The organism is Pseudodesulfovibrio piezophilus C1TLV30, assembly GCF_000341895.1.
GTDB lineage: Bacteria > Desulfobacterota > Desulfovibrionia > Desulfovibrionales > Desulfovibrionaceae > Pseudodesulfovibrio > Pseudodesulfovibrio piezophilus.
The window spans coordinates 1,082,559-1,106,085 of the sequence record NC_020409.1 but is presented as its reverse complement, the minus strand read 5'-3'; the positions used below and the strand labels follow the sequence as shown (position 1 = coordinate 1,106,085).

The 23,527-nt window shown below is 50.4% G+C and carries 23 protein-coding genes; 10 read left to right on the top strand and 13 right to left on the bottom strand.

What is annotated here, in order from left to right; genetic code table 11:
- Positions 1-2 precede the first annotated feature (2 nt).
- Entirely contained in the window at positions 3-3,149 is a 3,147-nt protein-coding gene (locus BN4_RS05310; RefSeq protein WP_015414339.1) for a UvrD-helicase domain-containing protein, read from the bottom strand.
- 54 nt (positions 3,150-3,203) lie between these two features.
- Here BN4_RS05310 and BN4_RS05305 point away from each other — a divergent pair, with 54 nt between their 5' ends.
- Genes BN4_RS05305 through BN4_RS05295 form a run of 3 tightly spaced genes read left to right on the top strand, consistent with a single transcriptional unit; the run spans position 3,204 to position 7,972 of the window.
- A complete protein-coding gene (locus BN4_RS05305; RefSeq protein WP_231856580.1) occupies positions 3,204-3,734 on the top strand; it encodes a MarR family winged helix-turn-helix transcriptional regulator in 531 nt (176 codons plus the stop codon).
- Positions 3,731-4,813, top strand: a complete 1,083-nt coding sequence (locus BN4_RS05300; RefSeq protein WP_015414337.1) for an efflux RND transporter periplasmic adaptor subunit — start codon at positions 3,731-3,733, stop codon at positions 4,811-4,813. The genes BN4_RS05305 and BN4_RS05300 overlap by 4 nt, the downstream gene beginning before the upstream one ends.
- Positions 4,814-7,972, top strand: coding sequence for an efflux RND transporter permease subunit (locus tag BN4_RS05295; RefSeq protein WP_015414336.1), 3,159 nt, complete (start codon positions 4,814-4,816; stop codon positions 7,970-7,972).
- A 92-nt stretch (positions 7,973-8,064) separates the two neighbouring features.
- On the opposite strand, the gene BN4_RS05290 is transcribed toward BN4_RS05295, so the two are convergent.
- Positions 8,065-8,364, bottom strand: coding sequence for a late competence development ComFB family protein (locus BN4_RS05290; protein ID WP_015414335.1), 300 nt, complete (start codon positions 8,362-8,364; stop codon positions 8,065-8,067).
- Between the two features lie 153 nt (positions 8,365-8,517).
- Here BN4_RS05290 and BN4_RS05285 point away from each other — a divergent pair, with 153 nt between their 5' ends.
- Together BN4_RS05285 and msrB are read left to right on the top strand one after the other, a co-directional pair.
- On the top strand, positions 8,518-9,135 hold the full coding sequence (locus tag BN4_RS05285) for a hypothetical protein (protein WP_015414334.1): 618 nt from the start codon (positions 8,518-8,520) through the stop codon (positions 9,133-9,135).
- Between the two features lie 96 nt (positions 9,136-9,231).
- Positions 9,232-10,338: a peptide-methionine (R)-S-oxide reductase MsrB gene (gene msrB, locus BN4_RS05280; RefSeq protein WP_015414333.1), complete on the top strand. Its 1,107-nt coding sequence runs from the start codon at positions 9,232-9,234 to the stop codon at positions 10,336-10,338.
- A gap of 285 nt (positions 10,339-10,623) precedes the next feature.
- On the opposite strand, the gene lpxB is transcribed toward msrB, so the two are convergent.
- Positions 10,624-11,769 (bottom strand): lipid-A-disaccharide synthase, encoded by a 1,146-nt coding sequence (gene lpxB, locus BN4_RS05275; RefSeq protein ID WP_015414332.1) that lies wholly within the window; start codon positions 11,767-11,769, stop codon positions 10,624-10,626.
- A gap of 142 nt (positions 11,770-11,911) precedes the next feature.
- Here lpxB and BN4_RS05270 point away from each other — a divergent pair, with 142 nt between their 5' ends.
- Positions 11,912-12,832, top strand: a complete 921-nt coding sequence (locus tag BN4_RS05270; protein WP_015414331.1) for a Gfo/Idh/MocA family protein — start codon at positions 11,912-11,914, stop codon at positions 12,830-12,832.
- A gap of 66 nt (positions 12,833-12,898) precedes the next feature.
- On the opposite strand, the gene BN4_RS05265 is transcribed toward BN4_RS05270, so the two are convergent.
- The 7 genes from BN4_RS05265 to BN4_RS05235 form a co-directional block, all read right to left on the bottom strand.
- Positions 12,899-13,543, bottom strand: a complete 645-nt coding sequence (locus BN4_RS05265; RefSeq protein WP_015414330.1) for a BON domain-containing protein — start codon at positions 13,541-13,543, stop codon at positions 12,899-12,901.
- Positions 13,544-13,626: 83 nt separating this feature from the next.
- The gene (locus BN4_RS05260; protein WP_015414329.1) at positions 13,627-15,249 is read right to left on the bottom strand and encodes an ArnT family glycosyltransferase; all 1,623 of its coding nucleotides are present in this window, start codon (positions 15,247-15,249) and stop codon (positions 13,627-13,629) included.
- A gap of 18 nt (positions 15,250-15,267) precedes the next feature.
- On the bottom strand, positions 15,268-15,894 hold the full coding sequence (locus tag BN4_RS05255) for a phosphatase PAP2 family protein (RefSeq protein WP_041720662.1): 627 nt from the start codon (positions 15,892-15,894) through the stop codon (positions 15,268-15,270).
- Positions 15,895-15,946: 52 nt separating this feature from the next.
- Positions 15,947-16,153 (bottom strand): hypothetical protein, encoded by a 207-nt coding sequence (locus BN4_RS05250; protein ID WP_015414327.1) that lies wholly within the window; start codon positions 16,151-16,153, stop codon positions 15,947-15,949.
- Positions 16,154-16,242: 89 nt separating this feature from the next.
- Positions 16,243-16,617, bottom strand: a complete 375-nt coding sequence (locus BN4_RS05245; protein ID WP_015414326.1) for a PH domain-containing protein — start codon at positions 16,615-16,617, stop codon at positions 16,243-16,245.
- Between the two features lie 21 nt (positions 16,618-16,638).
- Positions 16,639-17,304 (bottom strand): TIGR04282 family arsenosugar biosynthesis glycosyltransferase, encoded by a 666-nt coding sequence (locus BN4_RS05240; protein ID WP_015414324.1) that lies wholly within the window; start codon positions 17,302-17,304, stop codon positions 16,639-16,641.
- Positions 17,301-18,026, bottom strand: coding sequence for a TIGR04283 family arsenosugar biosynthesis glycosyltransferase (locus BN4_RS05235; RefSeq protein ID WP_015414323.1), 726 nt, complete (start codon positions 18,024-18,026; stop codon positions 17,301-17,303). The genes BN4_RS05240 and BN4_RS05235 overlap by 4 nt, the downstream gene beginning before the upstream one ends.
- A gap of 37 nt (positions 18,027-18,063) precedes the next feature.
- Here BN4_RS05235 and BN4_RS17645 point away from each other — a divergent pair, with 37 nt between their 5' ends.
- The 4 genes from BN4_RS17645 to BN4_RS05220 are packed head-to-tail and all read left to right on the top strand — an operon-like array spanning position 18,064 to position 20,457.
- On the top strand, positions 18,064-18,222 hold the full coding sequence (locus tag BN4_RS17645) for a hypothetical protein (RefSeq protein WP_015414322.1): 159 nt from the start codon (positions 18,064-18,066) through the stop codon (positions 18,220-18,222).
- Positions 18,216-18,794: a GDSL-type esterase/lipase family protein gene (locus tag BN4_RS05230; RefSeq protein WP_015414321.1), complete on the top strand. Its 579-nt coding sequence runs from the start codon at positions 18,216-18,218 to the stop codon at positions 18,792-18,794. The genes BN4_RS17645 and BN4_RS05230 overlap by 7 nt, the downstream gene beginning before the upstream one ends.
- A gap of 29 nt (positions 18,795-18,823) precedes the next feature.
- The gene (locus BN4_RS05225) at positions 18,824-19,864 is read left to right on the top strand and encodes a threonine aldolase family protein (protein WP_015414320.1); all 1,041 of its coding nucleotides are present in this window, start codon (positions 18,824-18,826) and stop codon (positions 19,862-19,864) included.
- A gap of 8 nt (positions 19,865-19,872) precedes the next feature.
- The gene (locus BN4_RS05220) at positions 19,873-20,457 is read left to right on the top strand and encodes an LOG family protein (protein ID WP_041720660.1); all 585 of its coding nucleotides are present in this window, start codon (positions 19,873-19,875) and stop codon (positions 20,455-20,457) included.
- A gap of 326 nt (positions 20,458-20,783) precedes the next feature.
- Here the strand turns inward: BN4_RS05220 and BN4_RS05215 are convergent, their stop codons facing one another.
- The 3 genes from BN4_RS05215 to BN4_RS05205 form a co-directional block, all read right to left on the bottom strand.
- On the bottom strand, positions 20,784-21,542 hold the full coding sequence (locus BN4_RS05215) for an AbiV family abortive infection protein (protein ID WP_157871267.1): 759 nt from the start codon (positions 21,540-21,542) through the stop codon (positions 20,784-20,786).
- A gap of 894 nt (positions 21,543-22,436) precedes the next feature.
- Positions 22,437-22,748 carry a hypothetical protein gene (locus BN4_RS05210; protein WP_015414317.1) on the bottom strand — a complete coding sequence of 104 codons (312 nt, stop codon included), beginning with the start codon at positions 22,746-22,748 and terminating at the stop codon, positions 22,437-22,439.
- 124 nt (positions 22,749-22,872) lie between these two features.
- Positions 22,873-23,505 carry a DsbA family protein gene (locus BN4_RS05205; protein WP_015414316.1) on the bottom strand — a complete coding sequence of 211 codons (633 nt, stop codon included), beginning with the start codon at positions 23,503-23,505 and terminating at the stop codon, positions 22,873-22,875.
- Positions 23,506-23,527: the final 22 nt, after the last annotated feature.

Sequence of the window (23,527 nt, the reverse complement as noted above, 5' to 3'; positions counted from 1 at the left end):
TCTTAATCAAGCAACCCAAGCTGTTTTTCCTTGGTAACCTTTTTTGCGGCCAAGGTGGAATGAGTCACCAATCCTTCGGGGATTTCCCTGAGATATCTGGAGGGTGGAAGGTGCAGGGTTCTGCCGTATATTTGTCTCTGCTCGGCCCGGCTGATATACAGGGTTCGTTTTGCCCGCGTCATGCCGACGTACATGAGACGCCGTTCTTCCGGGAAACGTTGTCCTCGTCCCGGTGTCAGTGTCACTTTTGCTGTCAGCAGGTCCATTCCGGCAAAGGGAAGGATACCTTCTTCGCAAGCGGGCATGAAAACAGCATCGAATTCAAGCCCCTTGGAAGCATGCAGCGTCATGATCTGGACTTTTTCGGCTGAGCGGCGCACTAACTCCAATTCAGTCTGGAGACTGACCCAGTTGACAAGTCCTTGCCAGCCGCCACGTCGGTCAAATTCCAGTTTCAATTCTTTGAACTGGCGACTTTCCCAGAAAAATTGATCAAAGGGGGGTGTTTCTGCCAGGTATGCGGCAAGTCCTACCGGTCCTTTGGCAAGGATATGGTCAGGGATGCTGACAAGTTCGTTCTTGTCGTCTGCATCGCTGTCCGTGACATCTTCAAGCTCGCTGTCCGGAGCATCCAGAGCCATACCGAGAAATCTCTGAGCAGCTCGTAGGAGCGATGCTACCCTTGGCTCTTGCCAGAAGCCGTCCAATTCCGGTGTTGAGCAGGGAATTCCAGCTCGTTTGAGTGCCTTGTCAATGGACGGGATCAAAGCCTTGAAGCGGACCAGTACCGCGATATCTCCCGGAGCAAGTTCTCCATGGCCTTCTGAGTCGGCAAGTGAATGGCTGGTTGTCCCGATCAATTCTTTTATCTTGTCGCTGATCCAGTTTGCTTCACGAACGCCATCCGGGGCTTCAAAAAAATGTATGGTGCCTGCTATGTCGAGGTTGGAATGCAGCTTGGGTTCATCAGGGAAGAGCATGGTCGATCCGTCGAGGATATTTTGTCCGGATCGATAGTTTTCAAGCAGGGTCACTGTCTTGATATTTCCCCATATTTGGGTGAGCCGCTTTGCAACATCACCTGCTGCGCCTCGGAATCCATAGATGGATTGTTTGGGGTCGCCGATGCAGAAGACCCCTTTGCCTGATTCTCCAGCTATTCCACGAATTACAGCGAGTTGCAAAGGGGTGAGGTCTTGTACTTCGTCTACCAGAACATGGCGGTAGGGCAGCTTGAAAGTGGGTGCGCCCGACTGCTCCAGCATGAATTCCAGGAGATCGGTATAGTCCACCAAATCCCAGTGGTTTTTTTGATTTCCGTAGTTGATATGGGCATCGGCAAGGTCTTCGGGGATATCGGTCAGTTGCTCTCGCCCGAGATTATATCTATTCCAGTGGTAGTCGAGATTCTTTCCTGAGAATTCCGGATTCACGTCGGCAAAGAGTTTTTTGGCGGCGGATTCAGGCAGTACGATTGGCGTTTCATTATAGGCGTGCTTCCAGTAATCAAAGCAGAGGGCGTGGAGCGTTCCAGCTTGTGGCATTTCTGCACTATTTCCACGGAGTTCCTTCATGCGATCGCGCATTTCCTGAGCTGCCCTTCTGGTGAAAGTCAGAGCGAGAATTCGCAGGGGAGCTTCTCCCTTGTCGATCAGGTGCGCCACTCGTCCCATGAGGGTTTGTGTCTTGCCGGTTCCAGGCCCGGCAAGGACCAGAACAGGGCCAGGACCAGCCTTGATGGCTTTCTGTTGAGCCTTGTTGAAAGAAAGAGGCTTGTCCTTACTGGCAGCCTTGCCCATTGGGACACACGTCATGGGTGCTTCTTCTCTTGGAGTATCTTTTTTCTTTTGCGGGATGGAAATGAGCGTGGCTCCGTTCTTTATTTCAGCCCGTTCCTTATCGGTGAAGACCGAGATGACGCCGAATTCGCCGTCAAACCCCGGTTTGCGGATGACGTTTCCATCTCGCATGCGGGTAATGCCTTCGCCCAGGGAGCAGGAGTATTTATTCAAATCTTCGGGTGGGACTCGTTGCAGAATATCCAGCTCATTGCCGAATTCCCTGATGAGTCGCATATACAAGGTGTTCACTTTCTTGGAGTTGGGACCGACCCCCACGACTTCAGACAGGACTTCCTTGAGCGGAATCAGCGAGACAAAATTTGCGGCTCCGGCTGGCTTGAGCGGCTCCTGGCGATCCGCCAGTTCTAGAATTCTGTTATATACGCCGACAGTCACGGGTTTGCCGCAGACTGGGCACATGCCACCGCGTGCTATGGTTTCATGCGGGTCCATAAGCACACCGCATTTTCGATGCCCATCCATGTGATATTTCCCTTCTTCGGGGAAAAATTCGACAGTGCCGAGAAATTTATGACCTAACCCTTCACTTCTGAGTGCTCGATAGATGCCTTCATATGAGACCTCTCCACGGAAAAAATTCGCCTCGCGGCCGAGCTTTTCACCGGAGTGAGCATCGGAATTCGAAATGAGTTTGATCCTGTCCAATTCACTCCATGTCCAGTTCATTTCAGGGTCCGATGACAGCCCAGTCTCCATGGCGAAGATTTCCTGGGCATAGTCTCCATAGCATTCCCTAATGGAGTCGAATCCTGATTTGGAACCGAAAAGTGAGAACCATGGTGTCCAGATGTGGGCAGGAACGAGAAATGCCTGAGGGTCGCATTCAAGGACCATGTCCATCAGATCGCGGCAATCCAAACCGAGGATAGGGCGACCGTCCGACAACAGGTTGCCGACTTCGCCCAATTTTTGATTGAAGCGTCGAACAGCATCAAGATTGGGCATGTATACAAGGTTATGGACTTTGCGGACTTTGCCGCCGCGCTTGTAGATGGAGCTGATTTCGGTTTGAAGCATGAACCGTGTACGGCCGGGGATGTTTCCTTCGAAGGTTGGAATTTCTTTTTCCAGTCCTGTATCATCTCGCAGGACAAGAAGACCGTCCCCTTTGTCCACAAGCTGTTCATCAATCTCTGCAAGCCACTCAGGATGGGTGAAATCCCCGGTGCCGAGGACATTAAGTCCCTTGATTCGGCCCCATGCGGCAAGGCTTCGTATAGTGAGGGTCTTGCTTGTCGCCCTGGAAAAACGGGAATGTATGTGCAGGTCTGCAGTAAATCGTTCCATAGGCGGGACAGTAAAGCCATACTCCCATTAATGCAAGTCGTGGAGTGCGAAAAAGTGGTTGACCCCAAGTTTCGTTGCACATACAACCATCCGATGTCTATCAAGCACTTCAATCCAAGGGACTCCTTGGGATTTTTGACATGGAAAGTCTCTCGCCTGGCAACGCGGGAATTGGCTGCCCGTTTTGCGAAAAGTGACATAGATGTCACAGTGGAGCAGTGGCGGGCTCTGATTCCCTTATATAAGAAGGATGGGCTTTCTCAAGGCACGCTTTGTGATTTGATGTCGCAGGAAAAGACAGGCGTTTGCCGTTTGGTTGCAGCCCTGGAAAAGCATGGTTTTGTCAGACGGGAATCCTGCAAGGAAGACCGAAGGGTTAAATTCCTTTTCATAACCAAAGCGGGAAGAGAGTTGGTGGATTCCTCATTGGATTTGGCCGTGGCCAGCCGTGAGGATCTTGTCGACCATATTGACGAAGACGATCTCGCGATCTGCATGCGAGTCCTATGGCAGATTATCGAACCGACCCTGGAAGCGGATTCCATCTGTCCTGAACATATAAAAGATTCGAGAGAAAGATCATGAATTCAATACTAAAGCCTCTTTTCATTACTCTGGCAGTGCTGTGCATGGCTGTGCCCGCACTGGCTCAGGATGGAGGCCGTCCTCCGTCTCCGGTTGTTGTATCCAAGGTCACGAAGGGCGATATGGCTCCTCAGTCAGAGTTTATCGGTACAGTGTATTTTACGGAGATTTCAAATGTGGCATCAGAAGTCACAGGCAAGGTCGTTGATATCAAGGTGACGGATGGTCAGCGTGTCAGCAAAGGGGACGTTATGGTCGTTCTTTCCTCTTCGCTGCTGGAAAAAACTATCCGCAACGCCCGAGCCCTGGCGCTTCAGGCCAAGGCAGACTTCGAGTCCGCCCAATTGGAACACGAACGGGTGTCTGCCCTGTTCAAAACTCGTTCCGTTGCCGAAGGGGAGTTTGACTCCAAACGTCTGACTGCGGATGCATTGCAATATCAATACGAAGCCCGCCAGGCGACCTTGGCCCAGCTTCAGGAAGAAGCGGAGAAAAAACGTATTCGTGCTCCCTATGATGGCGTTGTTATTGATGTGAAGGCCAACCGTGGCGAATGGATGTCTGTTGGGTCCGTTGTTGTCGTAACCGCTCGTGATGATGAATATGAAGTGGTTGTGAACGCTCCCAAGGAAGCATTCGGTGTGGTCAAGCCAGGACTGAAAGTCGGGGTCAAGGTGTCTGGTGGTGAATTGCCGGGTGAAGTTTTTGCAGTGGTCCCCAAGGGGGACGTCGCAACACGGACTTTCCCGGTTAAAATTCGTGTGGATAACAATGGTTCTTTGGCAGAAGGTATGGAAGCTCGAGTCAGCCTGCCGCGAGGATTGGGCGGAGAGACCATGATTGTTTCAAGAGATGCAGTTATTTCCGCACAGGGACAGCAGGTCGTCTGGGCTGTTCTTGATGGTAAAGCCACGCCAATCCCTGTCTACGTTGTCGGATTTCGGGGGCTTTTCGCAGGCGTCAAATCCGAGAAGCTCCAGGAAGGCATGGACATCGTCGTTAAAGGGAATGAGCGCCTTCGCCCTGGGCAACCCGTTGCTGCCCAGCCTCAGAATGACAAGATTCAGCAGGGATCATAGATGGATATAGTTAAAGCCTCAATCGAGAAGCCGGTTGCCGTCCTTGTGGGTGTCATCCTTGTGGTCATGTTCGGCACCATTGCTCTTGCCACACTACCGTATCAGCTCTCTCCCAATGTCACGGAACCGATCATTACAGTCTCCACCAATTGGACCGGAGCAACTCCATTTGAGATCGAACGCGATATTGTGGAGGAGCAGGAAAAGGTGCTCAAGGGGATACCCGGTCTCATCGAAATGGAAAGTTCGAGCTTTAATAGTCTGGCAGAACTCTCCCTGAAATTTGAAATCGGGACAGATATCGATTCCGCTTTGCTGCGTGTGTCGAACAAGCTGGATGAAGTGCCGGAATACCCGGATAATGCCGATAGGCCTATTGTCTCGGCCACAGGAGCTTCAACTTCTCCGGTCATCTGGATGATCCTCAAAACGTTGCCGGGCAATGACAGGGAGGTCCAGACATACAGGACGTACTTTGAAAATGATATCCGTCAATATCTGGAACGCATCAAGGGAGTTGCCGATCTTTTCGTCGGTGGTGGTCGGGAAAATGAGATGCAGATCATCGTTGATCCGGTGCGCCTCGCTGCCTACAATATGACCATCCCCCAGTTGATCGAAATTCTTCAGAACGAAAATATCTCCGTTTCAGCCGGATCGCTTGGTGTTGGGCGTAGGGACTACCGGATTCGGACTCCTGCCGAGTTCAAATCCGAAGAGGAAATGGAGTCCCTCGTGTTATCCTCGTCAGGTGAATATCGGTTTACCCTTGGGGATGTAGCATCCGTTCAGCGGGGAAATGAAAAAGCCACTGTGGCTATGCTGCACAACGGTGATTCTGCCATGGCTATCGGTGTTAAACCGGAATCCGGTGCCAACGTCATCGAAATGACCGATGCCGTGAAAAAAGTCGTGGACGGACTGAACGAGGGGAAGCTCAAAGACAACGGCATTCACTTGGATTGGGTGTATGATCAGCGTCCATATATCAATGGGGCCATCGATTTGGTTCAGGAAAATATCATTATTGGATCAATCCTGGCCATTGTTGTGCTTTTTGTCTTTCTGCAATCGATTTCTGCGACCATTATTGTTGCTGTTTCCATTCCGGTTTCGATTATTGGGGCTTTCATCATTTTTGCAGCTGCCGGGCGATCGCTGAATGTCATCTCCATGGCTGGTATCTCGTTTGCTGTTGGAATGCTCGTGGATAATGCTATTGTTGTCCTTGAGAATATTGACCGACATCGAGGTATGGGCAAAAACGCGCTGGCTGCGGCATATGACGGGGCCAGTGAAGTCTGGGGAGCGGTGCTCGCCTCCACTCTGACGACGGTTGCAGTTTTCCTGCCTGTTGTTTTCATGGAACAGGAAGCAGGGCAGTTATTCAAGGATATCGCTATCGCGGTGACCTGTGCCATTACCTTGTCCCTGTTTGTTTCCGTTCTGGTCATTCCCATGCTGGCGCGCCAGTTTTATGGTATCGCGGAAAGGCGGAGCGGGGGAAAGGAGAGTGGGCCTCGTGCTCCGGTCTCCTTATCTCTATTGAAACGTCTTCTTGCTCCCCTATCCACCTTGGGAAGTAAAATGTCCAATGGGATCATGGCACTGCTTGACCGTTGCATTTCCAGCACGGGGAGTCGCCTGCTGACTGTGCTCAGCTTGACATTGGCCTCTATCCTCATGGTCTGGGCCTTCTTTCCAAAGATGGAATATTTGCCGCAGGGCAATCGAAATCTTGTCATCTCCATATTGATTCCGCCGCCAGGCCTTTCGTACGAGGAACGGCTTGATATCGGCAAACATGTCTTCAATGATACGAAGGAACTCTTCGGAAAAGAAGTTGATGGGCTGCCCAGCGTGCGGGACATGTTCTTTGTTTCCGCGCCGACCATCAACCTTTTTGGTGCCATCTCCGGTGATGAACAGCGGGCTGGCGAATTGACTCCGTTCTTCAATCGGCTGCTTAATTCAATTCCCGGCATGTTCGGTGTGTCCATTCAGGCATCGATATTTGAGCAGGGACTGGGCAAGGGACGAGTGATCGATGTTGACATCTCCGGTCCTGAGTTGGAACCCATTGTGGCTGCAGCCGGAACCATGTTCGGTATGGCGATGCAGGAGATTCCCAATTCACAGATACGCCCTGTGCCCTCTCTCGAGTTACTGTATCCCGAGGTGCGTTTGATCCCTGATCGGGATCGAGTTCGTGCGGCCGGATTGTCTACTAAGGACCTTGGTGTGGCTGTGGATGTCATTTTGGACGGACGCACGATTGGCGACTTCAAGGAAGAGGGGAAAAAGAAAATCGATTTGATCCTGAAAGGCTCGAACAAGGATATCTCAACGCCTGAAGAACTGTACTCGTCACTGGTTGCTGTTCCGCAGGGATGGGCTGTCCCGGTTTCGTCGCTGGCCAAGCTTCAGAGGACGAACTCGATGAATCAGATTCGTCATCTGGAAAGACAGCGGACGATTTCTCTTCAGGTGACGCCACCCAAGGATATGCCTCTGCAGTTGGCCATGGAGACGATTCAGAACAAGTTGATCCCCGAAGTTCGGCAGATGGGTTTGCTGGATGGTTTGACCGTGCGTCTTTCCGGTGCAGCGGATAAGTTGACCGTGACCAGAAATGCGTTGCAGTGGAACTTCCTGTTGGCCATTGTCATCACGTATCTGTTGATGTCTGCACTTTTCGGCAATTTCATTTATCCGCTGATCATTCTCTTTACCGTACCGCTTGCCGGTGCTGGAGGATTTCTCGGATTGAAGCTGGAGAATGTCTTCATAGCCCAACAACCTCTTGATATCCTGACAATGCTTGGTTTTGTCATTCTTATCGGTGTGGTGGTGAATAATGCTATTTTGATTGTTCACCAGTCGTTGGGCAATATCAGGGAACATGGTATGGAGCACAAGGCGGCTATTCTTGAAGCCACACGAACCCGACTCCGTCCTATCTACATGTCTGCGGCCACGTCGGTTTTTGGAATGCTCCCTCTGGCCATTGCCCCTGGTCCCGGCTCCGAACTGTATAGAGGACTCGGTGCTGTTGTTCTTGGTGGTCTGGCCCTTTCCACGATCTTCACGGTGTTCGTGATCCCGGCATTGCTGATGTTTGTCATCCGCATGGAGAAAGTTGGGAATATGACAGAATAGCAGATCGTCACATGCATGATATTAGCCCCGGCAAACGGAAATCCGTTTGCCGGGGCTTCTTCTTTACCCTGTCACCAAAAAAACATTGTCTTTTATGAACGATCAGCCCTGGTGGGGTTGTCGAGGACTCTTTCGATGGCATCGCGTATTCTGCTTCGTATTTCGAAATCAGAGAGACGATCGGAGAGAACGATTGACCCCTTTTGGGCGTAGTGGGCCGGTATCAGATTGAGAGACAGGGCATAAATATCCTGAATATCAAGGGGGTCAAAAATGAAATCAACATAATGTTCTTCCATAAGTTGGGGCAAAAGTTCTGCAACTCTGCTTTCATTACGATTTTTGATCATACCGACATCTATTCCCCTGATTATCAATGTCTGTTGGGTCATGGACTCGTCCTCCCGATGTCAGGATTTACGGTGATTATGGTCAAGTTTAACCCGGTTTTCGGGCAGAAGGCAATGCATCTGGTATGCTTCATGCTTCAAAATGAGTGCCTTATAATGTCCTGTACGGAATCGCGCATATGGCGGGAGGTTCCCATGTCGACTCAACCCATTGAACATAAAGGGTATGGGTACTCATTTAAGCAGCCGAGCAAGATCCATGATGAGGCGGAATTTTCTCTTGATGCCGAGCTGTCAAAAAGGAGGCAGGAGACCGGCAGCGAGGCAAAAAAATCCTCTCGTGATCATATTCGTCGATTACTCGAAGGTATTCCAAAAAGAGCAGGCAACAGACTTTCTTTTACCGATATATCCGAGTATCGCACGGCGTTGGAGTCGAAATGGGATATGACGGTTACACGGGGTCTGGAAGCTGTGGGAGTTGATTTGACTCGAACATTTCACCTTTCATTTGATGCGACAACCGGTTCTGTCACAGCGTCGAGTGATCATCCTGATAAAGCTGCCATTGACGCTTATTTTGACACAGATGCAGAAGTCTCTGAAGAGTTCGATACTCTGGTACAACTCGGAAAACTCGTGGATGTGGCCGAGCGCTCCCTTTCATCCAAACAAAGAGAACAGACTCTTGATTCCGATGCCATGACCTGGTGGTTTCAATCCAGCTTGCCTCCATCGGCCCTGTTCTGTGGCGGCGGTGTGATCTTCGGCATGGGAGGTTCTTCATTTATGGGTGTTGATATCCTCGTGTGAGCACCACTTTTTTGAACACCTGCTTGACACACCTGCTGTGCAGTTCTATTTTATGATATAAGATTAGTAGCTATTGTTAATTAAGGAGAGACTGGCATGTCCTTGAAGGCATATTGTATTTCTCTTGCAGGGGTAGCTCTGTTGCTGGTTGCTCTTGCTCATACCGGGTATGCAGCAGAAAAGGAGACTTCCATGACCGAGACAAAGAAGCTTGAAAGTGCCACGGTAGCCGGTGGGTGTTTCTGGTGTGTGGAATCTGATATGGAAAAGCTCCCCGGTGTGGTCAAAGTCGTGTCCGGATATGCCGGGGGAGAAGAGGTCAATCCCAGCTATGAACAGGTCTCCTCCGGAACAACCGGTCACAGGGAGGCTGTACAGATCTCTTTTGATCCGACCCTGGTGACCTATCGTGAGGTGATTGATTATTTCTGGAAGCATTTTGACCCGACAGATGCAGGTGGTTCTTTTGGAGACAGAGGAGCTCAGTACACATCAGCCATTTTCTACCATGATGAAAGTCAGCGCCGGGATGCCGAGGCATCCAAGGAAGCTTTGGATGCTTCAGGCCGTTTGGGGAAGCCTGTGGTGACACCTCTCATTCCCTTGACAAGTTTTTATGAAGCAGAAGCGTATCACCAGGATTATTACAAGAAGAGTCCGGCTCGGTACAAGACGTATCAATATTTCTCCGGGCGTGACAAGTATGTGAATAAGACTTGGGGCAAGAATGCCGGGAAGAGTGCGCCAGAGAAGGGATCATTCGTGAAGCCGGATGATGAGACTTTACGGCGACTCCTGACAGAGGTGCAGTATGATGTCACCCAGAACAAAGGGACAGAACCTCCGTTTGAAAATGAATATTGGGATAACAAGGCTGAGGGGCTTTATGTTGACAGAGTCTCTGGTGAGCCGTTGTTCTCTTCTCGTGACAAGTACAAGTCTGGAACAGGATGGCCGAGTTTTACCCGTCCTCTGGTGGCAGACAATATCGTGGAAAAGCAGGATAGATCGTTTTTTTCAGTGCGAACAGAAATTCGCAGCAGGATGGGAGATTCCCATCTTGGACATGTCTTTGATGATGGCCCTCCTCCCACGGGATTGCGTTATTGTATGAATTCCGCCGCTCTTCGTTTTGTTCCGAAGGATGAATTGGAAAAGGAAGGATACGGGGAGTTCCTCCCTCTTTTCGAGGAGCGGAAATGAGCGTGCAGGATGGGCGAAAGCCATGTGTGCACCCGTGGTTTTTGCGTGTCACGCAAAACGCCGGGAGCTGTTGGTACATGAACAGGCTCCCGGCGTTTCGGATGGGAATGGAGAGGTATCGGTCAATAAAGAGTTGTGTCCGTCCAGAAAATGAATTTTCTTTAAGAAGTCAAAAAGAGCCATGAAAGAGCATATATGCTGAAGCAGCCGTCATTTCGTGTCAATGGATATTTACGTGGAAGAGGTTACGGGAGTATGGCGGTCAGGGGGCGTTTGTGCGACCTCTCAGCTTTGGGGCGAGAGAGTCTCCAAATCATCCAGAATAATTCCTGCTGCTCGCATGGCTGCTCCGGGGGCACCAACCAATGACCTGAGTTCTCCAAGCGAATTTTTGACTGCTTTGTATGTTTCTGGGTCATCAAGCCATCGGGCTGCTGTTTGGGCAAGGTATGGGCCTGTGGCCTGTTTTTGGATATGTTCCGGGTAAATTTCTCTTTCCGAGATGAGGTTGGGGAGGCTTATATTCTCAACATTGATCAACAGTTTGCCGATGAATGCCGAGAATCGGGAGACTTGATAGGCGACAATGACAGGGGTGCCGATAAGAGCCGTTTCCAGGGTGACGGTTCCGGATGCCGCAAGGATGAATCGGCAGGAGCGGAATACCTCATAGCGAGTGGCTGGCTCGACGATCTCCACGGGAATGTCTTCCGGCCAGAGAGCCTGTAGAAGTTCTTTGTCCATACCGGGTGCGCGGACAATGACATACGTCAAATGAGGGTGGTCTTTTTTCAGAATCTGTGCGGCGCAGGCGAACTCGGGCAGCAGCGTTGCCACTTCCTTGCTCCGGCTGCCAGGAAGCAAGCCGATGCGGTTTTCCTCAACGGGGAGTGTGTCAAGTTGATCAAGGGGGAGAACATCCATCAGTGGGTGTCCCACATAATCAACCTCCACACCGAATTTTTCATAAAATGCCTTTTCAAACGGCAGAATGCAGATCACGCGACGAACATACTTTCGCAAGAAGTGTACCCGCCCGGAACGCCAGGCCCATATTTGTGGGCTGATATAGTAATAGACCGGGATGCTCAGTTTCCTGGCTATCTTCGCCACGCGGAAATTGAATTCAGGACAGTCGATCAGAATAATGGCGCGAGGTTTGATATATGCCAGATTTTTTCTTATCTTCCTCAGTAATAAGAGTATCTTGGGGAGTCCGCCAAGAATTTCCGTGATGCCCACCAGTGAAATGAGCTTCATATCGAAAAGAGCATTCATGCCTTCCCGTTTCATGGCAGGGCCGCCCATGCCGGTGAATGTGGCGGAAGGGTCCTGCTCTTTGAGTGCCTTGATCAGCTCTGCGCCGTGCAGATCGCCGGAAGCTTCTCCGACATTGATCCAAATGGGGCCATGTGAATTGCCAGTGTGCATGGATAGTTAGTACCTCAACTGGGCAGGAGCCGCAAGCCAGGGGGGAATTATGGGGCTAATGAGGTTGCAAACCGCCTGCTGAGCGCGTAGAAACGGCGCGAGCAGGGAAACTGTGACGGACATCAAAAGAAAGGAAAGTATTATGATAAAAGTTGGAGTCGTCGGTTTGGGCTGGATGGGACGTGTCCATCTGCGTAATTATACCGAAATGGCTGATGTTGAAGTCGTCGGGGTGGTTGACGTTGACGCCACGGCCCGTGAAGAAGTAGCAGCTCAATTTGGCGTGAAGACATATGCGACTTTGGATGAGTTATTGGAAAATGACTTGGACGCAATGAGCGTCTGCGTTCCCACCAGTCTACATCATGAGACTGGCCTCAAGATTATCGAGAAAAAAATTAATTTGATCATTGAGAAGCCTCTCGCCGCCACCGCTGCAGAAGGTGAAGAACTGGTCAAAAAGGCTGCGGAAATGGGTATTTCCCTGATGGTCGGTCACGTGGAGCGTTTCAATCCGGCTGTGCAGCGGGTCAAGGAACTTCTTGGCGATGACGTTATCTCCATCCAGATCGAGCGCGTCGGTCCTTATCCGCCACGCATTCAGGATGTCGGTGTTATCAAGGATCTCGGATCTCACGATATTGACCTAATTCGCTATCTTACGGGTTCTGAATTCAAATCGGTCTATGCGGTTTCCTCTACGACTCTTGGCAAGCATGAGGATTCGGCTTTGATCACTGCTGAAATGGAAAACGGTATCTTGGCCAATATTACCACCAACTGGGTTACTCCGTACAAAGGACGCAAAATCAATGTGGCTTGTGAATCAAAGTATATCCAGGCCAATCTGATTACCCAGGAAGTCAAGGAATACTCGGCATTTTCCACTTACGACAAGTCCTACTCCGTGCGAGAGTGGCCTCTGATGTTCCGTGAGCCAGTCAAGGAAGAACTGAATCAGTTCCTTGGAGCCTTACGTAACGGGACAGAAGTTCCCATCACGGGCAAGGATGGGCTTGAGGTGCTCAAGACTTTTGAGCGTATTTTCGAATGCGCTGAATAGATCCAATCAATCTGCTTCATAAGCCCTGTCTCGAAAGAGGCAGGGCTTTTTCGTGCAGTCTCCCTGTCAGTTGGTTGCGATATCTTCGTTTTCCTGTTCCGGCGAAGAAGGGGGGGTGACCACAATGTAGTCAATAACATTGAGGACTTCACCAATCTCGTGGGCTATGGCTACTGCTGCTGTTTTTTGATTCCAACTCCCGGTAGAGCCAATGAGAATGGCATTTCCCTGGATGACTTCCACGCGCAGGTCGGCGGTTTCAAGCATGTTGGATCTCGTGAGCGCACTTGTTAGCTGAGCGAGCAGGTGGGAGTCATCAATGGCTTGTTTCGGGGTCCCCATCGGGTAGAATTTGCAAGTGACGACCTTGATGCCTTGCACTGCACTGGCAATTTTTATGGCATGGTCCGCATCCTTTCGCATGATGACGCGGCCAATCAAAAAAGCCTGTCTTGCGACGACATGGGCCGAGATGGTCTGAAGATTATTGAATTTGAGACGTTCACGTAGGCGTCTTTCAAGCATCTTATCAGCATTACCGCAGATTTCACCACCAGCCACGGAATCGCGAGGCAGATATCTGTCAGCCAGATTGGCTGCATCATAGCCCGTCATTGCGCCGCCTGCCACTTGAACGGCAGGGTAAACGGCACACCCGGTCATCAGTCCGATGTAACCGGCAAAAAGGATATGACGCATCTGTTTCAGCATGACTGACCTGGAACTCTACGCAACTCTCTAGACATTGTCTAATAGTTCAGGAATGGACTGGCCGGGAAATCGTGATAGCTGTGTCAATTTTTGATGACGACGAGGTAGACCATTCCTGCGATATCCTGTCTGTCAACGACTCTGAGATCGGCAGGGCGATCTTTCCATTGTTTCCAGTGTTTTTCGCGAATGGAGAGAACAACCTTGTCATTGTTTGTCATCAGTGAGTCGAGATTGTCCCAGTCCCCGGTCTCAATGATGTCATGTCCAGCGTAATAAGTGAAAATGCCGGAGTAAATCTTGAATGCCACCGGAGTGTATCCGGCAGTGATCAGTTCTCCTATTCTGCTCCCCTGATGTTGGGGGCTCATTGCATTATCCAGTGACGGGGCGACCAGTGCGCCTACAGGGTAGAGCCAGAGTGTGACAGCGAGAGTCGAGCAGATCAGACCTGCCTTGAACCCTGTTTTTCGGAGCGCCATGATTGCCGCGCCCCCCGCCATGAGAGTGACAGCGGCGATACCCATGCCGCGAACAGGAACCTGGAAGGGAAGCAGGTCGCCCGCCAGTACCAACCCTGCTCCCATCACACACCAGAATCCCGCGACCAGAGTCCAGAAACGATTGGTGTGTTTTTCGTCAAGCCGAGGCATGCCATCAGCCATGAGCAAGGCCAGGGGAGTGAACATTGGCAAAATATAAATAAGTACCTTGCCGCTCAGGCATGAGAGGAAGATGAATGTTGCACCAAACATGATCCACAGGAACGAGAGGGGGCCTGCTTCCTTGCGGTTGGTCCAGAGCGTGCGCCAATGCTGGGGCAAAAAAAGTTTTTTTACAGGAGCGACAAAAGCGAACAACGTCCAGGGCAAACAGGCCAGGGGCAAGGCTATGAAGTAGTAGGAGATCGGCTCGCGATGATGGAAAGTATGGGTGGCACGTTGCAGGACATGTTTACCAAGGACTGTGTTGAGGAGGAAAGAAGGGCCTTCCGTCAGGATGACACCGGCAATCCACGCTACAAGCAACCCGAGCATACTGACTATTCCCCAGGCCATTTGGCGAGTGAAGAGTCGGCGAATCTCTTCTTTCCAAAGGAGGTAGAGCAGACATGTCAATAACGGGAATATGAAGCCGAGGGGACCTTTGACCAGAGTCGCCACTCCTGCCAACAGCCATCCGTAGAGGGGCCATCGTCCCTGATCTTCCTGCTGCAGTGCACGAAACAGGCAGGCATGACTCAGCACGATGAGTGCGGTAAACATCAAGTCCATGCGGGAATAGTGGAAAAGGCCGACCAGAAAGAACGTTGAGAGGAGAACCAGAATACCTGTCAGGCTGACAGAACGATTGAATTTCAATGTTCGGGCCAGAATGTAGCTTGCCATCAGAAAAAAGAGCCCTGAGAGAGCTGCGCCAAGGGAAAAGACCGTCGGCATATCTGCCGGAGTCACTGTGTCAAGGAGCCACAGGAACCAGAAATAGACTGGGGGCTTGTCCGGGTAAGGTTGGCCGTTGAGTGCTAGGACCATCCAGTTCCCTTTTTCCACAAGGTTCTGGTAGGCATTGGCATAGCGAACCTCATCGGAAAACCAGAGTGCGCGATTACACATGGTAAACCATGTTTGGGCAAAAACGGCGACAATCATGGTCAACCATGGATGATCTTCAAGGAAACCCCATATCCGGGAAGCAATTGCTTTCATGATGAGCCTTTGTGGTGCTTAAGCCGCTTTTCCCTTGAAAAGCGAGGAAGCTGTGATGACAGAAGTTGCAAAGCCGACGAAGCTGCCTAACAGCCAGCCGAAGAAAACGTCGCTTGGGTGATGCCAGCCGAGATAGACACGGGAGAAGCCAACCAAGCCGATGAACAGCGCGAGAAAACACGTCAACCAGTGCCGCTTTTGTCTGAAGGCGAGCGGCAATGCCCATCCTGTGATCTCCGAGGTGTGGCCGGAGGGCAGCGAATGATAGCTGCCGCGAGCTGTCATGGGTTCGAAATACGTCCCCTGTCCGGGTCTCGGACGGCCAACAGTGAATTTGATAAAGTGAACACACAGGGCGGAAACAACGAACTGGACACTGAAAAGGATGCAGAGATACCGTTTCTTTTCGGTATTATTGCTACGAAAGGCTCGCATTAACATTCCAGCATACAATACATAAAAAGCCGGATTGCTCCAATCGGTAACAAAAGTGAGAATCCCCTTGAGGAGGGGATGGGTCGCCCGGTGGTCGTGAAAAAAAACGGCGATATTGGCTTCCGGTCCGATTCCGATCCAGAGAGCCAGCAGCATCAGGAGTAATGGGCTTGAAAAAATGCACCAGTGTTTCAGCAGGTCGTTACGCATGCGGGTCTTGTAGGTTATCCAGGGCATCCGGGCAAGTCGGATACGTGGATCTTTAATCTTCCGAAATGGTTTCTGGGGTGGCATCCGGGAATTTTTTGTGGGTATATTTGGCCCATGTTTCTTCATCAACACCAAGGTTTGTGAGGATCTCTGATATGGATTTGCCTTCTTGTTTCCAATACTTGTGAGTATGATCTGTGCACTCGAAGGGAATGATAAGAGTGCCGTCCTCGTCGAGGTAGGGTTCTGTTCTGTTCATGGGCGGGGACTATTTCACTTCTCCGTATGAAATTCAAGACAAGGTTTCAGGAGGGGGCGTAACAGTTCTGTGCCCCCCTGCCAGAGTTCCTATAGTATGTATTGGGCGAGCATACGCTGCACGCCGACGACATCCGTACCTTGCTTGAGTTCCTTGGTCATAGGTTCATGCATTCCTGAAAGCCATATTTTGAGCTCGGCGTCCATATCGAAATGCCCGGCTGTTTCTACGGCGAAGTGCGTTATCGATTTGTAGGGCAGAGAATGATAATCGACTTTTTTACCGGTTATGCCTTGTTTATTGACGAGGATCAGCCTTTTATCGGTAAAAATGAAGAGGTCGCGAATAATCTTGTACGCCATGACAATGCTTTCCCCCGGAGCCAGGATGGGGTCGAAGTCGTTTTGCATGTCGCTGATATTCATTTCAGAGGCATTGCCGAGAACCTTGTCAATAAATCCCATGAGAATCTCCGTTGTAACGAGTTATAATCCTGTCAATTTTCTGGCCATTGCCAGTGCTTTTTCGCCAAGTGGTCCGGATGTCCCCAGAGCGGTCAGGGTTTCGAGGTCTTCGATGGTGTCGATATCCTCAAGTGTCTCCATCGTATGTACTGCCAGTCCTTGTGTTTCCATACGTGATAAAGTCTGTTGGGCAACATCCTCGGTGCTCCAGTGCATGGAGTGGAAGACTTCCGGCAGAAAGCGCGATTTATGAAAACCGATACAGTAATATCCGCCATCGTCAGCCGGGCCGAGGCAGGCTGTCTCGGGGGTCAGCGCTTCGATGCCTTCTTCAACAATGCGAGGTGAAAGTCCCGGAATATCACTTCCGGCCAGAAGAACTCGTTCATACCCCATGAAGAAAGCCTCGCGGAAGGCGTTTTCCATTTTGTGCCCCAGGTCTGACCCTTTTTGTGCGAGATGGCGTTGCCGTGTACCGAGCCAGTCCTTCATTTGCAGTCGTGCTTGCTCCGGTGCGAAGCAGACAATTATTTCGGTCCGGCATGCTTCGGCTAATTCAGCGAGTTTTTCCTCGACAAAGGTTTTGTAAAATTCCGCTGCCAGTTCCGGCGAGGAATCTTCGGCAAGACGAGTCTTGACGGCTCCGGGTTCCGGGAATTTTGTAAAAAAGAGTAAACAGTCCTTCATTGACCAGCCTCGCTGTCATGAGGGCGATAGTGCCTGACCAAGTCCTCGGGGCGTGCGCCCATGGCATATCGCAGACGGAGCCACCAATTTGTCAGGGTGCGATGCACCATTCCTTCCTTGTCCCACCGTCGCGATGATGTCGTCACCTTACCCGCCAGGATACTTATGGGCAATCTTTGCCGATTGATTTGTTTAAAAAAAGCAACATCCTCCATGATCGGAATGGGCGCATAGCCTCCAAGGGAGCGAAAAACTGCCGTTCGAACAAAATGAGCCTGATCTCCATAGGGTAGCCGTTCCAGGCGGGAGCGGAGATTGGCAAACCATGCAATGATTTTGAGTTCTATAGAGGAAGAATCTATGGCAAGACTGAAAGCTCCTGCGACAGAGGCTCCACTGAGGGCGTGCGCAATATCTTGAAATGCGGTGGAAGGCAGTCGGGTATCGGCATGGAGAAAAAGCAGGATTTCTCCCGATGCGTGAGCTGCTCCGGTATTGAGTTGAATGCCTCTGCCGGGTTTGGAGGGTATCGTAATGACGCCAGGTGTCTCAATGGCCGCGATGGTCTCATGACCAGGCCCACCATCGCAGACAATAATTTCAACAGTATGTGACTGTGCGACTTCGGCGACGTGGTTTATGGTCGAATTGATGTTCGCAGCTTCGTCATACACGGGGATGATCACGGAAAACTGCGGCTTGGTGGTTGTGTTCTCTCCCATGGAGGATTAATAGACGGTTTGTTCGATTTTTTAAAGTATGAAGAAGCCGATTCGTAAGGAAATAACCAAAGCTGCTTCGGTAGGTGAAGCGACAGGGAGCAGGCGTTCGTTGTCTTATGTGGGCACTCTTTTGTTCATTTCCGATAATGGCGCACTGGATAACCTGATCGCATGGCTCAAGGGGAAAGTATGGTAATTTGTTATATAGGCGATTCAATCACTCTTGGCATAGGTGATGAGACAGGGTTGGGTTGGCCCGGTCGAATCAACGAATCCATCATGCGGGCCGGGCATGATCTGACGGCATATAATCTGGGAGTGCGCAAGGATGCTTCCGTGCGCATACAGCATCGGTGGAAAACAGAAGCCATGCTCAGACGATTGCCGGATGTTCCTTTTAAGTTGGTCTTCAGTTTTGGCGTTGCCGACATTACCAATGACGTGAGCAGTGAAGAATCTCTCGCCGCAGGTGTCTCCATGTTGAGCCAGGCCAAGACCATGGGAGACGTTCTTGTTATCGGTCCCACGCCGGTCAATGATCAAACGAGACGTGAGGCGGTTACCACGCTTTCCAGAATGCAGGCGGGATTGTGCAAGCGGCTCGACATTCCGTTTATTCCGACCATTGACGCCATGCATCGTTCCTTCGTATACGGCCAGGCCTTGAATGACGGCGACGGATACCATCCTGTTGCATCCGGATATGCGGATTTGGCAGAACATATATTGACATTCAGCACGGCTCGGGAATTTTTCGGGCTGGAATAGCTGAGAACATCATCAGACGGGTAACTCCAATGAAAGAACTGAAATCATTCGCAAGTGACAATAATTCCGGGGCGCACCCGGCTATCATGGAAGCAGTGGTCAAGGCCAATATCGGGCATCTCAAATCCTACGGCGAAGATGAGATGTCCATAGACACGGATGAAGTCTTCAAGGAGTTTTTCGGCTCCCAGGCGCGTATCCACTATGTGACAACCGGTACTGCTGCCAATGTTCTTGGGCTGCGGGCCGTAACACATACTTATAATTCAGTGCTTTGTGCCGAGCAGGCGCATATCAATAACGACGAATGCGGTGCCCCCGAGGCCTTCGGCGGCATCAAGCTGGTGCCGATTCCATCGCAGGACGGCAAGCTGACCCCCGGTGCCATTGCTCCGTATTTGGGGCACGTGGGCTTTGTTCATGCTTCCCAGCCCAAAGTCATCTCCATCACCCAACCCACTGAACTGGGTAAATTGTACACGCTCAAGGAAATCGAGGACATTGTCGAGTTTGCTCACGATCGAGATCTGTTGGTGCATCTGGACGGTGCGCGGATGGCGAATGCCTGCGCTGCGTTGAACTGCTCATTCTTTGATATGACAACCGCTTTGGATGTCGATCTTGTTTCTTTTGGTGGCACCAAGAACGGGTGTCTGATGGGCGAAGCCGTGATTTTTCTCAACCCGGATATTGGTCAGGGCTTTCCTTATCTGCGCAAGCAGGCCATGCAGCTTGTTTCCAAGATGCGTTTTGTGTCCGCTCAGTTGGAACGATATCTCCGCGATGACCTCTGGTTGATAAACGCACGGCAGGCGAACAGCATGGCGACGCGTTTGGCTGAGAAAGCGGGGGCCATAGAGGGTGTGACGATCAAGGGCGATGTGGATTGCAACGCTCTATTTGCCCACATTCCCCCGGAGGCAACGGAAATTCTGCTGGAAAAATATTATTTTTATATTTGGGATGAACACGATCATACTGTCCGCTGGATGACTTCCTGGGCTACCACGGAAGATATGGTCGATGAATTTGTGAACGACATCAGAAAAGCCGTGGAGGCTGTCAAGTGACGCAAAAGATGAAACGGGTGTGTGTTTATCTTGGTTCCAATCCCGGCTTCGACCCAGCTTATGCGGAGGCGACCAAGGCACTGGCGAAAGAGTTGGCGGCCCGCGAAATTGGACTGGTGTTTGGTGGCTCCAACATCGGCCTCATGGGACTGATTGCCAACACTTGCCTCGAAGCAGGCGGCGAAGTTATCGGCGTCATCCCGGAATTATTGGTGGGAAAGGAAGTCGCGCATACAGGTCTGACCGAGCAGCACGTGGTTAGCTCCATGCATGAGCGTAAGCAACTCATGGCCGATCTTTCTGACGGCTTCATAGCCCTTCCCGGCGGCATCGGCACGTTGGAGGAGTTTTTTGAAGTCTTAACTTGGAACCAATTGGGGTATCACGCAAAGCCATGCGGCTTGCTTGACGTCAAAGGCTACTATACCTGTCTTGCCGAGCACATGGACCGCATGGTGCTGAACGGGTTCCTCGTGCAGGAACACCGGGGCATGGTGCTGAACGATGCTGATCCCGGTGGGTTGCTTGATCAGTTCGAGACGTATGACCCGCCTCAGGTGGATAAGTGGATTGATAAGAAGAAGGGGCTGTAGGCTAAGCTATTTTAAAGCAAAAGCCCGCTGGTTTTCCAGCGGGCTTTTGCTTTTCTAAAGGCGGACTGTGCCTGAACCGTGGTCAAGAAATCCTAATGTAACTGCTGTCTATCAGGGGCTAAGCCCCAAGTGAATAGAGTATCGACTAAATATCTTTTAGACCCTAGATAGCCAGAGGATTAGTTCGCAGAGGTTGCCCAACAAGGGTGTACTCTAGATGGACTTGGCATCGGAATCGAGAAAGAGTTTAACGCAAAGAAGATCATGACACCCCGTGGCGGCAACTGGCATCCGTCCAGCGTGAAGAGGTTGTTGGAGCGGTTGGCTTAAGATACTGCAGGCAAACCAAATTCTTCAATCACTGCATCCATTTCTTCTTTGAAATCCCTGTACTCCCATGAGGTGGAGAATACAAATTCGCCTATTGCTTCTCCCAAAAACACCACATAGAAGATCGCTGTTTCTTGAGATATTACATCGTCGGGGTAAACTGGACCTTCATCACCGACCGTGGCGTAAAGGCATGATTGACGAACGTTTTCCAGTTCGCCATTTTCTGCCATCCCGACGAATTCGACGACTTTATCTTTCCCGAAGAGCCCCTCAACACGGTGATTCAACAATGCCCCAGAGACAATAGACACGAAATGCTTTTTCTTGTGGTTGAATTTGTAGTCTTTTCTTCTTGGAGGTTGATTCTTCTTTGCGTTGATTGGCTTACCGTCATTATAGAACAGTTCATACCATGCTTGATGAAATTTTGCGGCTTCCTCTAAAGCCAGTATGGAAAGGAAAACAGCTTGAGGGTAGTCGCCCTGTCTGCATGCATTTAATGCTTTTCTCCAACAGTCGAAAACATAGGCATTGCACTTCTGGTATTTCTCAATGCCGTCGTCTATGTCCGTGGCATTCAGCACCGGAAAACAGCATGACTCCAGTATTGTTTCCCAGTTTTTTTTAAATAACCGTGGAGCATCTTTTTCCCGTGCAGCCTTGAATGGATCATCATCACCAACCAGCTTGATCATGACTTCTGTCATTTCGTCATAGTGCTTCTTGGTTTTGTTGAATTCTTCAACACCCATTACAGCCATATATGTTTTACGAAAGGAGTATATATATCCCTTCAGGTCTCCATCCTCAACTTCACCGAAGGATAATTTGACCAGCTCATTGAAGCGATCCCAAAGAGCTTGGTTGTCATCACTCATATCTGCCCCACTTTGCCTAAGGATATAGGAAGTTGATGAGTTGTAGCATGATCATGTAGCCTTGCAAATTGAGTGAATGTGACCCAATTAATCAGGTTGGCTAAAGAATGGGACACAAATGAGTCATTTCTGCAGGGCGCGGTTCAACCGAATTTGGCATGAGACAGCGCGATTGTTCTGTGATTACAGGGCAGTGTTCTTATAGCTCAAGGTGGGCAGAATGGCTCGCAGTGAGTATCCCACCTTCTCTGTCTTTGAGTTGGGATCATTGACGATTTTTTATACTCGTTTATGGCGGAGAGTTGCACACTCACCCATTGGGAAAAAAGGTCTGCCTCGACATCTAGCCCCTCGGCCTAAGTTTTTTTGTTTTCATGGGGTATACGCCCCAGCCACCCCAGGATATCTCCTTGCACTCAAAAGTATATCAAACCGTATATCAAGACGTTGAGAAAAGGATTTGACTGACGCGCCAATACGTCTATAGTTGTCTGAGATTATTAACTATCTCACGACACAACAAAAAGCGCCGTTAAGCCTCAAGCATTTGACGTGGAACTACCTTCGCTCCCACGGCAATTTCTTTGCTATGGGGTCTTGGTATCGTGAAAATTCAATAGAAAACTGCTTTTGAGATGTAAAATAGAGGTTGCGGGTGGAGGGCTGAAACAAAAATCACGCCCTGACATCGGGAGATGTGAGGGCGCGTTTTGTCTGGTTTCTGGTCTTTTCAGTGCGGAAGCGAAAAAAGGGGCAGGTCTATACTGCTTAAGACAGACCGCGCTTGGACGCTTTGAGTGGGTTGATCTTCTTTTTGTTCGCATCACCCACGGTCTGTATTTTTCCTTTGTGCTCTTCGAAAATATCAACCGGAGAAAAACCAAGTTTTTCCAGTCTCTCTTCAAAGCTTTTGCGGGCAACTGCGTATCTGTTGAGATCAGCCATACGAGTATCTATGCGATCAGGTGTCGTCAGATACAGTCCTCGTGCATCAATGGCGAGGAGATATGTGGCATCCCCCTCGATAACTTCCTGGATTATCATGTCTTGTGTCGTGCCAAATCTGTTGACTCGTTCCATCTGAACCTCCATGGGTGATTGGTTCAGGAAAACTTATTGAAAATGATTCTCAAAGTCAACAAAGTCTTTGTTCATACAGGCAAAGGCTCTGATATTTATCTCAAGCAAGAGACTCTCAGGGGTGCTATTTGCAAAAAGCCTTTTCTTCCAGCGCCTTGATCCATGGGCCGGCACCGTACCCCAGGAGCACTTTTTTGCCTGCAACCAAAACCGGGGTTCCGGGCAGTTTCAGTGCATTGCCCAGAGCGGAGCTTTCCAGAACATGCTGTTGGTGGTCATGTTCCAGTCGGGCATAAAGCGCGTCTATATTGGTCCCTTCGAGCATGTCTGGGAAGAATATCAGGAATTGTTGCAGTACAACCATCCGAGCTTCGGCCAAATCCTGTGTCTTCGGCTGCTTCAGGTTCTCATAGGCAAAGTCGACTTTCTGTTTGAGCAAGGGGGAATCCGCCGCATCTTCCAGAATCCAGGCCGCCATATCCGATCCCATGAAACTTCTCCGTGGAAAGAACGAGAGCTTTACGGAACGGTACAGGTTTGGATATTCTTTGAGAAGTTTATGCCCCAGACGACAATGCCAGCAGAGGGGGTCGGTCACCACGAGGATATCCAGATCACCGGTTCCCTTGAATTCGACCAAGGCATTCTCCGCAAGGGCCCGGTACTGGGGATCACAGCCGTTTTCACCTTCGGCAGCAGCGAAATGGGGGACCAAGAGGGCGACAAACAATATGATAAGTGAAGTAAAAGTACGCATGGATGGACCTTATACCGATCTT

Excerpts from the sequence above, each read along its gene's own strand:
- lpxB (WP_015414332.1), bottom strand. The coding sequence starts at position 11,769 with ATGCACACTGGCAATTCACATGGCCCCATTTGGATCAATGTCGGAGAA.
- BN4_RS05235 (WP_015414323.1), bottom strand. The coding sequence starts at position 18,026 with ATGGGAGAGAACACAACCACCAAGCCGCAGTTTTCCGTGATCATCCCC.
- msrB (WP_015414333.1), top strand. The coding sequence starts at position 9,232 with ATGTCCTTGAAGGCATATTGTATTTCTCTTGCAGGGGTAGCTCTGTTG.
- BN4_RS05250 (WP_015414327.1), bottom strand. The coding sequence starts at position 16,153 with ATGAACAGAACAGAACCCTACCTCGACGAGGACGGCACTCTTATCATT.
- BN4_RS05230 (WP_015414321.1), top strand. The coding sequence starts at position 18,216 with ATGGTAATTTGTTATATAGGCGATTCAATCACTCTTGGCATAGGTGAT.
- BN4_RS05265 (WP_015414330.1), bottom strand. The coding sequence starts at position 13,543 with ATGCTGAAACAGATGCGTCATATCCTTTTTGCCGGTTACATCGGACTG.
- BN4_RS17645 (WP_015414322.1), top strand. The coding sequence starts at position 18,064 with ATGAAGAAGCCGATTCGTAAGGAAATAACCAAAGCTGCTTCGGTAGGT.
- BN4_RS05270 (WP_015414331.1), top strand. The coding sequence starts at position 11,912 with ATGATAAAAGTTGGAGTCGTCGGTTTGGGCTGGATGGGACGTGTCCAT.
- BN4_RS05295 (WP_015414336.1), top strand. The coding sequence starts at position 4,814 with ATGGATATAGTTAAAGCCTCAATCGAGAAGCCGGTTGCCGTCCTTGTG.
- BN4_RS05240 (WP_015414324.1), bottom strand. The coding sequence starts at position 17,304 with ATGAAGGACTGTTTACTCTTTTTTACAAAATTCCCGGAACCCGGAGCC.
- BN4_RS05300 (WP_015414337.1), top strand. The coding sequence starts at position 3,731 with ATGAATTCAATACTAAAGCCTCTTTTCATTACTCTGGCAGTGCTGTGC.
- BN4_RS05205 (WP_015414316.1), bottom strand. The coding sequence starts at position 23,505 with ATGCGTACTTTTACTTCACTTATCATATTGTTTGTCGCCCTCTTGGTC.
- BN4_RS05310 (WP_015414339.1), bottom strand. The coding sequence starts at position 3,149 with ATGGAACGATTTACTGCAGACCTGCACATACATTCCCGTTTTTCCAGG.
- BN4_RS05220 (WP_041720660.1), top strand. The coding sequence starts at position 19,873 with ATGAAACGGGTGTGTGTTTATCTTGGTTCCAATCCCGGCTTCGACCCA.
- BN4_RS05225 (WP_015414320.1), top strand. The coding sequence starts at position 18,824 with ATGAAAGAACTGAAATCATTCGCAAGTGACAATAATTCCGGGGCGCAC.
- BN4_RS05210 (WP_015414317.1), bottom strand. The coding sequence starts at position 22,748 with ATGGAACGAGTCAACAGATTTGGCACGACACAAGACATGATAATCCAG.
- BN4_RS05260 (WP_015414329.1), bottom strand. The coding sequence starts at position 15,249 with ATGAAAGCAATTGCTTCCCGGATATGGGGTTTCCTTGAAGATCATCCA.
- BN4_RS05215 (WP_157871267.1), bottom strand. The coding sequence starts at position 21,542 with ATGGGTGTTGAAGAATTCAACAAAACCAAGAAGCACTATGACGAAATG.
- BN4_RS05245 (WP_015414326.1), bottom strand. The coding sequence starts at position 16,617 with ATGGGATTTATTGACAAGGTTCTCGGCAATGCCTCTGAAATGAATATC.
- BN4_RS05285 (WP_015414334.1), top strand. The coding sequence starts at position 8,518 with ATGTCGACTCAACCCATTGAACATAAAGGGTATGGGTACTCATTTAAG.
- BN4_RS05255 (WP_041720662.1), bottom strand. The coding sequence starts at position 15,894 with ATGCGTAACGACCTGCTGAAACACTGGTGCATTTTTTCAAGCCCATTA.
- BN4_RS05290 (WP_015414335.1), bottom strand. The coding sequence starts at position 8,364 with ATGACCCAACAGACATTGATAATCAGGGGAATAGATGTCGGTATGATC.